We start from the raw sequence: 13,674 nt of genomic DNA on the forward strand, positions 1-13,674 counted from the left end.
AAGGGGTAAAAAGATGAATTGGAAAAAAGCCATAGCTGTCCTCAGTGCAGCGGCCGCCATCGGGCTTGCCGGTTGTTCAAGTAATGCCGAAGGTCAGGAGGATCAGCCGGATAAGGTAACCCTTGATTATGCCTACTACTCTCCAACCAGTCTGGTCTTGAAAGAAAAGGGATGGGCCGAGGAAGCGTTTGAAGAACAGGGCATCGAAGTGGAATGGGTGCTCAGCCAGGGAAGCAACAAGGCGCTTGAGTTTTTGAATTCAAGCAGCGTTGATTTTGGTTCTACAGCCGGAGCAGCCGCGTTGATGGCTAAAGCGAATAATGCTCCTGTAGAATCCGTCTATCTCTATTCCAAGCCGGAATGGACGGCTTTAGTCACGAATCCGGATTCTGGCATATCTACTGTAGAGGATTTAAAAGGGAAGAAAGTCGCCGCCACGCTTGGAACCGACCCTTATATTTTTCTTGTTCGTGCTTTAAAGGACCACGGACTGAGTGTGGATGATATTGAGCTTGTCAATCTGCAGCATCCCGAAGGGGCTTCTGCCTTGAACTCCGGCAATGTCGATGCATGGGCAGGGCTTGATCCCCACATGGCACGTAATGAACTGGAAGCAGGGGCAGAGTTGTTTTACCGTAAGCCTGAATTCAATACGTACGGAACGTTGAACGTCCGCTCTGCGTTTGCGGATGACCATCCTGACGTCGTCAAAGATGTGATTAAAGCCTACGAAAAAGCGCGGGAGTGGACGATAGAACACCCGGATGAAGCCGCTGAAATTCTGGCCGAGGAAGCCAATCTCGATCTTGAGGTAGCGAAGAAAAGCCTGGATCGCAACGACCTGTCGGATCCTGTTCCGGGAGCTGCTTTAAAAGAAACGATTCAAGGAGCCGGCACGGTCCTTCAGGAAGAAGAAGTGATCAAACCGGATGTGGATATTGATCAGTTGACGGAAGATCTTGTCCGGCCGGAATTTGCAGAAGAAGTGATTGAATAAGGAGGTCCAACGATGTCCAGTCGTACAGAAGCTGCTGTTTCATCACCAGCTGTGCAGCGAACGAAAATCAAACCGGCTCCTAAAAGGAAGTGGGGAGGGGCGTTGTTAGGGCTGGTCCTCCCGGTGCTCATCCTTATTCTGTGGGAAACAGCTTCCCGGGCGGGATGGGTGGCTCCTTACCTGCTTCCTTCTCCAACAGCTGTCGTTGAAGAAATGACCGGCATGGCACAGGAAGGGGAATTGTGGGGGCACATCAGCATCACCCTCTACCGTGTTTTTGCAGGATTTCTTGCTGGTCTGGCCGCGGCTGTTGTACTGGGAGCGGCTACAGGGTACAGCCGGATCGCCCGTCAGCTGCTTGATCCGATGCTCCAGGCCCTTAGAGCGATCCCATCGCTTGCCTGGGTGCCTTTGTTCGTCCTTTGGATCGGCATCGGTGAAGCGTCGAAAATTACGCTTGTTGCTGTAGGGGTATTTTTCCCTGTGTATTTAAATTTAACGTCAGGCATTCAGGGAGTCGATCGTAAACTGATCGAAGTCGGGCGTATCTATCACTTTACGAGTCTGCAGCAGATTAAAAAAATCATTCTTCCTGCCGCGCTTCCATCTTTCATCGTTGGTCTCAGGAGCGGTCTCAGCCTCGGCTGGATGTTCGTAGTGGCCGCTGAGCTGCTGGGTGCCAGCCAGGGACTTGGTTATTTGATGGTGTACGGTCAGAATACGTCTGCCCCTGCCCTTGTTATAGGAAGCATCCTGCTCTTTGCTGTTTTCGGCAAGGTTACGGATGAAATATTGAAGAGAATACAGACGAGAGCATTGAAGTGGCAGGATAATTTAGAAAATGCCTGACAGAAAGGAACGATCCATGTGCTGGCAGTCAATCAAGTGTCACGAACGTTCCAATCCGGAACGACAGGATTTGAAAATATAGATTTACAGGTAAAAAGAGGAGAAGTTGTCGGAGTGCTCGGCACGAGTGGATGTGGGAAGAGTACGCTTCTTCGTGTTCTTTCCGGTCTGGATCAGGAGTACGAAGGGAGCATCCAGACAAAGTCTGAAAACCGTGAGAGTGCCTTTGGGATGATGTTTCAAGAACCGCGTCTGATGCCGTGGCTGGATGTCCTTGACAACGTCACGTTCGGTTTTTCCAGGCCGTCCAAAAAGGAGCCCGCCTTGGAACTGATAGAAACTGTAGGATTAAAGGGGTTTGAGCATCATTATCCAAAGGACTTATCCGGTGGTATGGCACAGCGGGCTGCTATCGCAAGGTCGCTGCTCAGCCAGCCTGACATCCTTCTCCTTGATGAACCCTTCAGTGCCCTGGATGCTTTTACGAAAATGCAGCTGCAGGACCTTCTGCTTTCTATATGGGAGAAACACCATACGACAACACTCCTTGTGACTCACGATATTGATGAAGCTCTATATCTGTGTGACCGCATTGTCATCATGAGAGGGCAGCCGGGACAGATCGAGTCGGAACTGTTCATCCAGAGGCCGAAGCCGAGAAAGCGTGGCGATGCCGTTCTAGGTGAATTGAAAGAGCAGATCCTCAAGGAACTGGACTTTACGAAACGATAAGGAGGTACATCTATGACAAACGCGACAATCCCTCCGGAGAAGGGAGACTACCAAGTCGGACGCGAATGGAGGGAAGGCGCTCCATTTCATTGGAAGGATATTCATTCCAACTTTACCTGGCACGAGACCGGAAAGGTGAATATGGCCTATGAGTGTGTCGACCGGCACGTGGCGGAAGGCAGAGGGAACAAAACCGCGCTGCATTATTTGTCGGATGAAGAAGAAATCACCTATACGTATGCCGAGCTTCAGCGTGAAGTGAACCGATGGGCGCGTGTGCTTCAGAGGCATGGGGTGAAGAAGGGGGATTTTGTTTTTGTTTTCCTCCCAAAGCATCCTTCCTGTCATATTGCCATGCTGGCCGCCATCAAGCTGGGAGCTGTCGTCGGGCCATTGTTTGAAGCCTTTATGGAAGAAGCCGTAAAGGATAGGATCAACGACTGTGAAGGGGAATATTTAATAACCGACCACTCTTTTCTGGATCGTGTCCTTCGGGAGGACATCCCAAGCCTGAAAAGTATTTTTGTTACCGACAGGCAGGGCGGGGACTACATTTCCATTATAAAAGAAGCGGAAAAGGAAGATCCGGAGCTCGAAACGGTATGGGTCGATCTGGAAGACGGTTTAAACATTCATTACACAAGCGGCTCTACCGGGAAGCCGAAAGGCATCATCCATGCCCACCGTAATATGATCCAGCAGTACCAGACAGGACGCTGGGTACTGGACCTCCATGAATCGGATATATATTGGTGTACCGCCCACCCTGGCTGGGTGACAGGTACGGTATACGGCGTGTTTGCTCCTCTGTTGAACGGGGTGACCACAGTCATTCACGGAGGGCGCTTTTCTGCTGAAGCGTGGTATGAGGTGCTGGAACGCGCGGGTGTAACCGTCTGGTACAGCGCACCGACCGCTTTCCGTATGCTGAAATCCCAGCCGGAACGTCTGCATAAAGACTATGACTTATCTAAACTACGACATGTCCTGAGTGTCGGAGAGCCGTTGAACCCGGAAGTTATTCACTGGGCTTACGAAACGTGGAGCCTGAGAATCCACGATACTTGGTGGATGACGGAAACAGGCGCCCAGCTTGTAGCCAATCTGCCGACGAGAACCATCAAACCTGGATCCATGGGCCGGCCGATACCGGGAATAAAGGCAGCGGTGCTGGATGATGATGGAAATGAGCTTCCCTCCAATAAAACAGGCCATCTTGCCATACAGGCATCCTGGCCGTCCATGATGAAGGAAGTTTGGAAAAATCCCGAAAAGTATCAGACGTATTTCCCGTTCGGAGGAGACTGGTATCTCGCTGGTGACCTTGCGTATATGGATGAAGACGGCTATATTTTCTTCCAGGGCCGGAGTGATGATATGATCAACTCTTCTGGAGAGAGGATCGGACCTTTTGAAATTGAAAGCAAGCTGATGGAGCATCCTGCTGTAAAAGAGTCCGGAGTCATCGGAAAACCGGATGATGTACGCGGAGAAATCGTCAAAGCCTATATCGTTTTAAATGAGAAGTATGAAGGAACGGAAGAGTTAGCGCAAGAAATCCGGATCTTCGTGAAGAGTGGGCTCGCGGCACACGCTGCGCCAAGGGAAATAGCATTTATAGAAGAGCTTCCTAAAACACAGATTAGTGGTAAGGTTCTGCGGAGGGAACTTAAGAAGTGGTAAAAGTGAAGGGGTTCTTTAATAAGAACGGCCGCTTGAGAGGCGGCTGTTTTTTTATGCATGGATTGTATATAATATACAACGCCTTTTATATTTTTATAAAATTGTAATATATTCTAAAATTTCTCATAATCCTGTAAAGACTGTCCTACAGCGGTTCTTCCGGCCGGTGAATCGCAGCAATCTCTCCAGTATGCGGATGCATAAAAAACTGCCAGCAAATTCTATTCAAAATTTAGTCATTCTGTGCTATAATCTATAAAGCACGATCCATCCACATGGTTGCAGCCAATAGTTAATGTCCGAAACTACGCCTACACACTCACACCCAAAGAGGTACAAACGCCCCATTGCGTACGTCTTTTTTTAATGGTTCAAGACTGTTTTTTTCACTTTTTTTAAGAAATCAAGCTTGAAGGAAATAATAAGAAAGCGCTATCATATCTGTTTTCAGGAGGTTACGTCATGAAGTTAACAACCAAGATTTTTATTGGTTTAATCCTTGGTGCTGCGGTAGGTCTGGGTCTCCATTTAGCTGCACCCGATCTATTTACAACTTTGGATGCCTATATTTTCAGTCCATTGGGGACCGTCTTCTTAAATCTTATTAAGATGCTCGTCGTCCCGATTGTCTTCTTCTCCATCACTTTGGGAACGGCTTCCCTGGGTGATCCGAAGAAACTGGGGAGAATCGGCGGGAAAACCATCGGCTTCTTTCTAGCTACAACAACGATCGCCATTTCCATTGCGATCGGGCTTGCCTACCTCTTCCAGCCGGGCGACATTAATATCAGTACGGCTAATGCGGAGTATGAAGCCCAGGAGGCACCTGGTGTTGTAGAAACCTTTACGAACATTATTCCGACCAACCCGATCCAGTCTATGACGGATGGAAATATGCTGCAAATCATTGCCTTTGCGATCTTTATCGGTTTTGCTCTTGCTATGCTCGGCAAGAAAACAGAAGGGATCTATAAACTGGTGGAGCAGGGGAACGAAATTATGATGTTCCTCGTTAATCTGATTATGCGTTTTGCGCCGTATGGTGCTTTTGGTCTTCTTGCTTCCGCTATCGGAACAATGGGCATTGACGGTATGCGTGCGATGGGTATGTATATGTTTGTCGTCCTTCTCGGGCTGTTCATCCATGCCATTGTCACGTACGGTTCTGCTGTATCCTTCCTGGGTAAGATGAATCCGATTACGTTCTTCAAAGGGTTTTTCCCTGCTATGACGGTTGGATTCAGTACATCCAGTTCAAGTTCCACGCTGCCGATCTCTATGAAAACGGCACAGGAAAACTTAAATGTCCCTAAACCTGTCAGTAGTTTCGTTCAGCCTCTCGGGGCCACCATCAACATGGACGGGACAGCAATTATGCAGGGTGTGGCGACGATTTTCATCGCCCAGGTTTATGGATCTGATTTATCTTTCACTTCATTAATTATGGTCGTGTTAACTGCCGTACTTGCGAGTATCGGTACGGCCGGAGTGCCGGGTGTCGGTCTGATCATGCTTGCCATGGTACTGAATCAGGTATCCCTGCCGGTCGAAGGTATTGCGTTGATTATCGGTATTGACCGTCTTCTTGATATGACAAGAACAGCTCTTAACATTACTGGAGATGCTGCGTGTGCAGTTGTTGTCGCTGAATCCGAGAAAAAGCACGGTGGATTGGATGAGGAAACACAACGTATGCAAGCATAAACGGAACACTGAAAAAGTGCAACCTTTTGGTTGCGCTTTTTTTATTTTCTAAAAGTCTGCTGTGCCGGGCTTCATTCTGTTTCAAATGGAAGGAGGGAGCGCTGGGGATCATCCACGTCTCGACGTGTAAGGAAAGTCCTGCAGGGGTATAGTAGAAGATAGATATAAAAGTAGGAAGAGGTGAGTGTTCCCATGTTTTATTCTGTAACATTTCAAAAAATTATCTACTTAACCGCCATCGGGGTGATTATCGGGGCAGTTGTCGGTTTTTCCGCTGTTCTCGGGTTCGATCTCGGTGGAACATCCTTTATCCTTTCCATGTTTCTGAGTATTCTGCTCGTTTATGTAACGGCTATGTATGCAGAGCTCTATCACATCAGGGAGGCTATCAATAAACAGCGCAGAGAAGACCGGCGTTAACGAGGGCCGTTAAGCAGGCTGTAGGAAAGGACGACCAGATAGATGAGAGCGAGAATTGCGACTGTCCAGTAGGTTCCTCTTGATAACTTTTTGAAAATCACGAAAAAAGTAGCGGTTACAGCGGAGAGGATGAAGATCCAATAAAATGCTTCCATCTTGATGCTCCTTTCTTTCTTTATATACTAAAGCCCTTCTTTGGGATGGGCAAGACCTGTTTACGGATGAAGGAACAGGGGAAAAAGGAGTTTAGTAGCAGCTATGCATGTGGAAAGGAGGGGCTGCTTTGTCTGTCTTTGAACTGCTTTTTATGGTGGTGACCGTTTTCTGGATTGCGGAGTTTTTTATTTTCCGAAACGACAGATCTGACGGTGGTGACCAGGAACGCCGCTCCTTTCCGCTGATTTTTATCATTGTTGTCCTGACCGTCGGTTCTTCTCTTGGATTAAGAGAAGGCGCGGTGGGAATCACCACTGCCCAATGGGTATGGTGGACAGGACTGATCTTGTATGCTTCAGGGACGGCTCTCCGGTATTGGGGGATTCTCCATTTGAAGGAGCAGTTTACAAGGAATGTGGCGGTACGGAAAGGGGACAGACTCGTGAGTTCAGGACCTTATCGGCTGCTGCGTCATCCTTTGTATACAGGGTTGTTTTTCATTGTTGTCGGCTTTTGTCTCGGAACCGGCAATGTCTATCCCGCTGTTCTATTTGGCATACTGATAACGATCGCTTTACTACATAGAATCCGGCTCGAAGAAGCGATGTTGACGAAAGAACACGGCGAGATGTACAGGGAATGGTGTGGAAAAAGGTACCGCTTCATTCCTTTTGTTTATTAATTTTGGAGGTGGATGGGTTTGAATAAGAAAACAGCGATTGTTGTAGGTGCAGGACTGGGCGGGATGTCCGCTGCAATCCGGTTGTCCGCAGATGGATATAATGTAAAGGTCATTGAAAAGAACAGCAACATCGGCGGAAAGTTGAACCGCCGCGAGGGAAAAGGCTTTACGTTTGATACAGGACCATCCATATTGACGATGCCGTGGGTGCTGGAGCAGCTCTTCGCCAGTGTTCACCGACGTCTGGAAGACTATATTACAGTGGAGCGGGTGGAGCCGCAGTGGCGCACCTTCTTTGAAGACGGTACACAGGTGGATGTAACGAGTGACCTTCCGAATATGTTGGAGGAAATGTCCAAAGTGACGAACCGTCCGAACCGAAAGCTGACGGATTTCCTTTCCTACAGCCAGGATATGTATGAATTGTGCATGAAGAGCTTTTATAAGTACAGCATCCAGGACTTGAAAGACTTGAAGAAACATCATAAGCTGAACGAATTGATGCAGATGGATCCGCTCAGTACGGTTGCGAAGTCCACGCATAAACAATTCAACAATCCTTATTTAGAGCAGCTTTTCAACTATTTCGTCATGTATGTGGGATCCAACCCATATTCAGCCCCTGCCATCTTGAATCAGCTCGTTTACGTCCAGCTGGGTCTTGGCATTCATTATGTCAAAGGCGGCATGTATAAGATTGCGGAGGGGATGGGCCGGTTGATGGACGAACTCCGCGTCGATGTTCATCTGAATACACCTGTGCAGCGCCTTGTTGTCGAAAATGACCGCGTGACAGGTGTGGAAACGGAAGATGGCACGCTGCACGAGGCTGATATTGTCGTTTCCAACCTCGAAGCGATTCCAGCTTACAGAAAGCTGGCACCGAAGACTTCCAAAGTGAAGAAGGAAACGAAATCTCTGGAGAAGAAGTTCGATCCGACGGTTTCCGGTCTTGTTCTGCTTCTTGGTACAGACCGCAAGTTCGATCACTTGAAGCACCATAACTTCCTGTTCTCTGAAGATCCTGAAAAAGAATTCAAGCAGATTTTTGAAGAAGGAAAGCCTGCGGACGACCCGACCATCTACATCGGTATTTCTGCTCGTTCGGACGAAACCCAGGCGCCGGAAGGCAAGGACAACTTGTTTGTCCTGACCCACGTGCCGCCGATGACAGGTAAAAAACAGAAACCTGTGGACTGGGACGCCTACAGGGAAGTAGTTCTGGATAAGCTGGAACGTATGGGAATTGAAGGACTGCGTGATTCCATCGAGTTTGAATACCGGTTCACCCCGGAAGACTTGGAAGCTCTCTATGGTCCGAACGGCGGTTCTATTTATGGCATTGCAGCGGATAAGAAATCCAACGGTGGATTTAAAATTCCTTCCAAGAGTCAGGTGTTTGAAGGCTTGTACTTTGTCGGCGGGTCCACCCACCCGGGAGGCGGTGTCCCTATGGTGACACTTTCCGGCCAGCTGACCGCTGATTTGATTAAAGAGTATGAAAATGAAGCCGTACCTCAATCCTGAATACGTCTATATCCAGAAAAGACCAGCAAAAAGCGCTGGTCTTTTCGTTTATACACGGTTTACCGGGGGTATGGGGTAGGAGTTGCGAGAATTGAGTCTGGAGTGATTATATGAGCAGCTGGATCATTTTTGCGCTCTTTATATTATCAGGAGTCAGCACCTTTTTTGTGGCTTCCCGATTATCGATATATGGAGATGCGGTAAAAGAAAAAACGAAAGCGTCCTCTGCATTTATGGGAGCGATCATCGGAATCGCCATATCCCTGCCGGAGTTGACATCAAGTGTTACGGCAATCATCATTGACAGTCCTGATCTGGCTGTTGGTAATTTAATTGGGAGTAACTTGTTTAATATTATGGGTCTGGCTATTTTTGACATCGTTTATCGAAGGTACCAAATCCTTACCCATGCCACGGCGGAAAGCAAGATGTACGGCTGGCTGGTTATTTATATGACGATCATCGTCATAGCTGGATTGAGTCTGACGCTGCCGACGCATATATTCCATATCAGTTATACATCCATCGCTGTCATTATGCTGTATTTCATCGGGTCTAAATTCATCAATAACCGGACGTCCTATCAAGGGAGGAAAGTTAAGAAGCAGAATGAGCGGTATAAGGACTTTACGTACAAGCAGGTATTGTTCAGGTTTATTATGTATGCTTTGTTGATTATGGTGATAGGGAGTGTGCTGACGATTACAGCCGAACGGATATCTGTAATTACTGGTATCGGAGCTTCGTTTATCGGAGCCTTCCTAGTAGCGATCAGTACATCGCTTCCTGATGCCGTCAGTGTAGGAACGGCTTTGAAGCTGAGGAATTTCAACCTCGGCATCAGTTCGCTCCTGGGCAGTAACGCCTTCAATTTGATGATCCTGGCAATTACCGATTTGATTTACATCAAAGGGAATCTGCTTCAGCAGTCCTCTCCTGCGAACCTTTTTACAGGAGCGGCTTCGATTTTATTTATCCTGCTGATTATTTACAGCATTACCAGGAAAAAGGTGCAGCCTTGGAGCTACATGCTTCCTTCCGTTTTAATCATCATCAGTTATTTTGTGACGACGTATCTCGTTTTTCAGATCAAATAATAAAGCAGGGGGGAGCTTTCCTCCTGCTTTTTTTATTCAGATAGGCGTGGGCGGTCCGGAGCAAGCGGAGGCTGCTCGATCCAGCCTTTTTTAATTCCGATATGAAAACCTTCTGCGGAAAAGCGGGCGCTTTCCAAAAGGAGCCGGGCGGTGGCCAGAGACAGATCTTTGCGTGCTGTTTGAGCCAGGGCCGTTCCGTAGTTGGCCATTCCGTTCGATGCAGCAAGTCCAGCGTGGTAAAACATCAGTTTGTCAGAAAACAAAGGAACATCAGATTCCGTCACTTCAGGGTCCCACAGCTGGGGAGCGGGCAGGTCTTCCGCCATCAATTGATTGATGAAAAAATGGATATGCTTATGGGCGGTTTTTCGTCCCTTCACCATATACTTTCGCAATTCATCGGAGTCAGCGGATTGACTGAAGGCGATCATCAATGACTTCCCAAGCATATTCGTATCAAGGTTGATGTACAATTCTTTGATTTCCAAAGCAGAAATCGCCCGCTGTGACCCTTTGATGTGGCCCAGAAACGACCGGTCCTCCACCATTTTGACGTCGGTAGGTATAGGAATGGCTGGTGTGCGGATGACAATCCCCTTTTCAAGGAGAGCTTCGATGGCTGCATTAAAAATGTCGGCATATTCCTGTAGACTTTTAAGGAAAAACATCCGGATATCACGGCGGTGAGAGGCGAACATCGCGTTGGAATAATTCAGAATCGATGAGCGGCTCATTTCTTTTAGATAGAAAATATAAAACTTATCCGAAAACATTCGTGGAGCATCGAGAAACACATCCTGTTCACCGAAGCCCTCCGGCGTTTTCATGCCTTCCTGATCGAAAATCTGCCGATAGTGCTTGATCCGCTTCTTTACTAAAGAGGCATTGAGTTCCAGAAGTCTATGGGCATCTCTGTCTTTGACGTTTTGGAGGAAGCTGTCCATCACGCAGTTGATCATTGTTTCTCCTAGATACCCGGACCATAGCACTCCGATTTCGCCTGAAGTTAATGGAACAATACGTCCATCCTGGCTCATATGACACACCTTCCTGTTTTATGAATGATTATTTTGAGAGGCTGCATAATACTGAATCCAAAAGCGGAATTCATCAAAAAACAACTCAGGAGAGAGCTCCATATGCTCGAAAAAGTCCTCCAAGAGCGCTGGTTCCATGTCATCCAGCAGTCCTGTTACATACAGGGGTGTTTTAAATCGATGGTAGACACTGCTATACCCGTAATCGCTGAAAATGTCAGCCATATCCTGCTCTGTCACAAATACCGCCTCCTTTTTTATAGCGTGTCATCCTCCTGCTGAATTATACGACAGAAGAAGGAAATCCGGAGGTCCGCGTGTAACAGCGGGGTCCTGGTGGAACATAAATAAAAAAGAAAAGGGGGAGATGGCTGTGAAATGGCCCGAAGAGCTGGTTAATGAGGCGGAAAAGAATATGGAACCTTACGATGTGGAGGGATTTGTTCTTGGGTCCGGGGATGAGAAAGCGGACATTATGATTGTCGGAGAGGCACCGGGGGAGAATGAAGCGGTTAAAGGCCGGCCGTTCATCGGCCGTGCCGGAGACGAGCTGAACAAGCACCTGGATTATGCGGGCCTCTCACGGGAAGAGGTTTATATTACAAGCGTTGTGAGGAGCCGTCCTTACAAGTGGGTGGATACAAATAAAAAAGGGAGTGGAGGGAGGCGGAAGGCGAACCGGAAGCCCAATCAAAAAGAAATCGATGCCCACGCCCACCTGCTGGACTACCAGATTGCCGAAATGGATCCGAAAATCATTATTGCCCTCGGAGGTGTGGCTTATCAACGGCTGACCGGGAGAAAAGATAAGATGACAGACGTGATTGGGCAATCCTTTCAGGTTCCTGTTCAGAAAAAAGGGGACACTGGCTACGAGCTGACTCAAAAAACATACACAATCATTCCGTTGTATCACCCGGCTGCGGTTTTTTACAATCCGGGGATTAAAGATACCATCTGGGAGTCTTTGGATCATCTGAAGAACGAGATAGAAAAGAACAGCCGCGGGGAAGGGTGACTGTTCTTGTGTGGAAGATTCAGGTCAGGAAGAGGTTTCGAATTTGATGCTAATCATTTATTCAGCTGTCCGAACTGTTTGAAGGGAGTTTTTCAAATACAAAATACCCTTGTGTGCTGACTATGGGCGATCCGATTCCTGTGCTGCGCCAGCTTTGGATGGCTACTTTGTCTGTTTGTTTTTCTCCTTTGATTGTATAAATCTTCGCTTCCGGCTGGAAGCTGTTCACCTGGGCCAAAGGTTCGGCTTCTTCGCCGGGAGACTGGTGGCCGATCACGCCTACGACTTCACCAAGCTGTTCTTTGGAAACAAGAGTGTTGGTCTGGTAAAATTCCTCATCTTCATAAATGATATATGTTTCCCGAACCATCGTTGAAGAGGTATGAGCAATATCGGCTCCTGCTGGGGGGGCGGGTGCTTTCACATGGATTGGAGTGGATTGGTAGGCCATTGAACCAGCTTCTTCTGTAGAGGGGCCGTTTGTATTCCACGTGACTGTAAAAGCAGCAGCTGTAACGAAAGCCGGGACCCACACCCTTGTTTTCATCAAGAAGCTGGACTTGTGCCGGGTCTTTCTCTGCTTCATCGTGTGAATCACGTTTTTCTTCATATAACGCTCATCAAATGGAACATGGCCGTACTTGACGCGGTGGTTCATTTTCTTTAATTTTCTGTCCGTCAAATCATTCACTCTGTGAACTCCCTTCCGTTGTCATCCGTTCCTGAAGAAGCTGGCGGGCCCGTCTCAACCTTGTCTTAACTGTATTCGGACTGGTATTCAAGACGTCTGCCATGCTTTTGATATCAAATTCTTCAAAGTAGTATAAGATGATGATTTCCCGGTATTTATCCTCTAGAGTTAATACGTGGGCAAGAAGTGCTTCGTCTTCATCCCGGCGAATCACCAATTCCTCCGGGTTTTCTCTCGGGGAAGGAATCGACCTGAACAGTTCGGTTCCTTTTTTAACGACACGCTTCATATAGGAGCTTTTTAAATGGTCTTTACATAAGTTGACGTTAATTTTGTACAGCCATGTTTTAATAGAAGATTCTTGTTTGAAGGCATGGTAGCTTTGGTAGGCTTTGATGAAGGTTTCCTGTGTAATGTCCTCGGCTGCTGCATAATCTTTTACATAAGAGTAAGCGAGCCACTTGAGATCATGGCCGTATTGACGTATCCATTCTTCAATCCGTTGTTCATCCAGTTCATCGGGTTCATAAGCAGGCTGCGGCCGCTGTCTGCGTATCAATTTGTCCCACCTCATCTGTTTAGACGACACTCCCCGGAAAAAAGTTTTCATCCGTTGTCTTTTACTCTTATATTCGTCGTAATGACTGTTTTATCCTTGTCTGTTATCAGGATCATAAAAGCTGTTCCACGTGAAACCTGGCGGATGATAAAGAATGATAGGTGCAGACCGTGTAGAAATAAGGAAGCTGATGGAGGAATAACGGCGTGTGAGCGGTAAACTTTTTTCTTATGTTCTCTCCTATTTATGCTATAATAAAAGAGAATCGGCGGCAGATGCAGCTGCCGCCGCGATACCGTTCGCACAGGAAGACAGGATAGACCTTCACGTTCGTGAAGGTCTATTTTTTATTGTTCATTTTTATGATGAGCGCAAGGAGGGTAATGATGAATGTTCCAAACGCAAACATGATCATGAGGGCTTCATATGTGCTCATTTCAGGCCTCACACCCTTTCTAGTACAAAGTTCTGTTTATGATAGGGAACGGTATCTATCTACAAGGATACCATAATTTTCGAAAA

16 protein-coding genes are annotated in these 13,674 nt (G+C 47.4%); 10 read left to right on the forward strand and 6 right to left on the reverse strand.

Translation table 11 applies throughout. From position 1 onward, the window contains the following. Positions 1-13: 13 nt before the first annotated feature. The 6 genes from ACXAJH_RS17925 (at position 14) to ACXAJH_RS17950 (ending at position 6,385) form a co-directional block, all read left to right on the forward strand. The gene (locus ACXAJH_RS17925; protein WP_474990843.1) at positions 14-997 is read left to right on the forward strand and encodes an aliphatic sulfonate ABC transporter substrate-binding protein; all 984 of its coding nucleotides are present in this window, start codon (positions 14-16) and stop codon (positions 995-997) included. Positions 998-1,009: 12 nt separating this feature from the next. Beyond that, positions 1,010-1,846, forward strand: a complete 837-nt coding sequence (locus ACXAJH_RS17930; protein WP_474967119.1) for an ABC transporter permease — start codon at positions 1,010-1,012, stop codon at positions 1,844-1,846. 18 nt (positions 1,847-1,864) lie between these two features. Then, positions 1,865-2,578, forward strand: coding sequence for an ABC transporter ATP-binding protein (locus tag ACXAJH_RS17935; RefSeq protein WP_474967120.1), 714 nt, complete (start codon positions 1,865-1,867; stop codon positions 2,576-2,578). A 12-nt stretch (positions 2,579-2,590) separates the two neighbouring features. Then, the gene (acsA, locus tag ACXAJH_RS17940; protein ID WP_474994860.1) at positions 2,591-4,261 is read left to right on the forward strand and encodes an acetate--CoA ligase; all 1,671 of its coding nucleotides are present in this window, start codon (positions 2,591-2,593) and stop codon (positions 4,259-4,261) included. A gap of 462 nt (positions 4,262-4,723) precedes the next feature. Then, complete coding sequence (locus tag ACXAJH_RS17945; protein WP_474972264.1) at positions 4,724-5,965, forward strand: dicarboxylate/amino acid:cation symporter; 1,242 nt, start codon at positions 4,724-4,726, stop codon at positions 5,963-5,965. A 192-nt stretch (positions 5,966-6,157) separates the two neighbouring features. Next, on the forward strand, positions 6,158-6,385 hold the full coding sequence (locus ACXAJH_RS17950) for a hypothetical protein (protein ID WP_474967123.1): 228 nt from the start codon (positions 6,158-6,160) through the stop codon (positions 6,383-6,385). On the opposite strand, the gene ACXAJH_RS17955 is transcribed toward ACXAJH_RS17950, so the two are convergent. Then, positions 6,382-6,540 carry a hypothetical protein gene (locus tag ACXAJH_RS17955; protein WP_474972263.1) on the reverse strand — a complete coding sequence of 53 codons (159 nt, stop codon included), beginning with the start codon at positions 6,538-6,540 and terminating at the stop codon, positions 6,382-6,384. The genes ACXAJH_RS17950 and ACXAJH_RS17955 overlap by 4 nt on opposite strands. 128 nt (positions 6,541-6,668) lie before the next feature. Between ACXAJH_RS17955 and ACXAJH_RS17960 the strand changes: the two genes are divergently transcribed. From ACXAJH_RS17960 to ACXAJH_RS17970, 3 genes are all read left to right on the forward strand, one after another. Continuing rightward, positions 6,669-7,223: a methyltransferase family protein gene (locus ACXAJH_RS17960; protein WP_474972262.1), complete on the forward strand. Its 555-nt coding sequence runs from the start codon at positions 6,669-6,671 to the stop codon at positions 7,221-7,223. 12 nt (positions 7,224-7,235) lie between these two features. Further along, positions 7,236-8,750, forward strand: a complete 1,515-nt coding sequence (locus ACXAJH_RS17965; RefSeq protein WP_474967126.1) for a phytoene desaturase family protein — start codon at positions 7,236-7,238, stop codon at positions 8,748-8,750. 110 nt (positions 8,751-8,860) lie between these two features. Then, complete coding sequence (locus ACXAJH_RS17970) at positions 8,861-9,847, forward strand: sodium:calcium antiporter (protein WP_474967127.1); 987 nt, start codon at positions 8,861-8,863, stop codon at positions 9,845-9,847. 32 nt (positions 9,848-9,879) lie between these two features. Here ACXAJH_RS17970 and ACXAJH_RS17975 read toward each other — a convergent pair whose 3' ends face one another. Continuing rightward, positions 9,880-10,884, reverse strand: a complete 1,005-nt coding sequence (locus tag ACXAJH_RS17975) for a DUF3231 family protein (RefSeq protein ID WP_474994862.1) — start codon at positions 10,882-10,884, stop codon at positions 9,880-9,882. Between the two features lie 18 nt (positions 10,885-10,902). Continuing rightward, positions 10,903-11,124 carry a hypothetical protein gene (locus ACXAJH_RS17980; RefSeq protein ID WP_474990851.1) on the reverse strand — a complete coding sequence of 74 codons (222 nt, stop codon included), beginning with the start codon at positions 11,122-11,124 and terminating at the stop codon, positions 10,903-10,905. A 133-nt stretch (positions 11,125-11,257) separates the two neighbouring features. Here ACXAJH_RS17980 and ACXAJH_RS17985 point away from each other — a divergent pair, with 133 nt between their 5' ends. Then, positions 11,258-11,902: a uracil-DNA glycosylase gene (locus ACXAJH_RS17985; RefSeq protein ID WP_474994864.1), complete on the forward strand. Its 645-nt coding sequence runs from the start codon at positions 11,258-11,260 to the stop codon at positions 11,900-11,902. 61 nt (positions 11,903-11,963) lie between these two features. Here ACXAJH_RS17985 and ACXAJH_RS17990 read toward each other — a convergent pair whose 3' ends face one another. From ACXAJH_RS17990 to ACXAJH_RS18000, 3 genes are all read right to left on the reverse strand, one after another. Further along, positions 11,964-12,593, reverse strand: coding sequence for a hypothetical protein (locus ACXAJH_RS17990; RefSeq protein ID WP_474994866.1), 630 nt, complete (start codon positions 12,591-12,593; stop codon positions 11,964-11,966). Further along, positions 12,586-13,152: a sigma-70 family RNA polymerase sigma factor gene (locus tag ACXAJH_RS17995; RefSeq protein ID WP_474972257.1), complete on the reverse strand. Its 567-nt coding sequence runs from the start codon at positions 13,150-13,152 to the stop codon at positions 12,586-12,588. The genes ACXAJH_RS17990 and ACXAJH_RS17995 overlap by 8 nt, the downstream gene beginning before the upstream one ends. 340 nt (positions 13,153-13,492) lie before the next feature. Then, positions 13,493-13,588: a putative holin-like toxin gene (locus ACXAJH_RS18000; RefSeq protein ID WP_156896547.1), complete on the reverse strand. Its 96-nt coding sequence runs from the start codon at positions 13,586-13,588 to the stop codon at positions 13,493-13,495. Positions 13,589-13,674 lie beyond the last annotated feature (86 nt).

The organism is Halobacillus sp. ABD4_316 (assembly GCF_056161385.1).

Excerpts from the sequence above, each read along its gene's own strand:
- ACXAJH_RS17930 (WP_474967119.1), top strand. The coding sequence starts at position 1,010 with ATGTCCAGTCGTACAGAAGCTGCTGTTTCATCACCAGCTGTGCAGCGA.
- ACXAJH_RS17975 (WP_474994862.1), bottom strand. The coding sequence starts at position 10,884 with ATGAGCCAGGATGGACGTATTGTTCCATTAACTTCAGGCGAAATCGGA.
- ACXAJH_RS17970 (WP_474967127.1), top strand. The coding sequence starts at position 8,861 with ATGAGCAGCTGGATCATTTTTGCGCTCTTTATATTATCAGGAGTCAGC.
- ACXAJH_RS17925 (WP_474990843.1), top strand. The coding sequence starts at position 14 with ATGAATTGGAAAAAAGCCATAGCTGTCCTCAGTGCAGCGGCCGCCATC.
- ACXAJH_RS17965 (WP_474967126.1), top strand. The coding sequence starts at position 7,236 with ATGGGTTTGAATAAGAAAACAGCGATTGTTGTAGGTGCAGGACTGGGC.
- ACXAJH_RS17950 (WP_474967123.1), top strand. The coding sequence starts at position 6,158 with ATGTTTTATTCTGTAACATTTCAAAAAATTATCTACTTAACCGCCATC.
- ACXAJH_RS17945 (WP_474972264.1), top strand. The coding sequence starts at position 4,724 with ATGAAGTTAACAACCAAGATTTTTATTGGTTTAATCCTTGGTGCTGCG.
- acsA (WP_474994860.1), top strand. The coding sequence starts at position 2,591 with ATGACAAACGCGACAATCCCTCCGGAGAAGGGAGACTACCAAGTCGGA.
- ACXAJH_RS17955 (WP_474972263.1), bottom strand. The coding sequence starts at position 6,540 with ATGGAAGCATTTTATTGGATCTTCATCCTCTCCGCTGTAACCGCTACT.
- ACXAJH_RS18000 (WP_156896547.1), bottom strand. The coding sequence starts at position 13,588 with ATGAGCACATATGAAGCCCTCATGATCATGTTTGCGTTTGGAACATTC.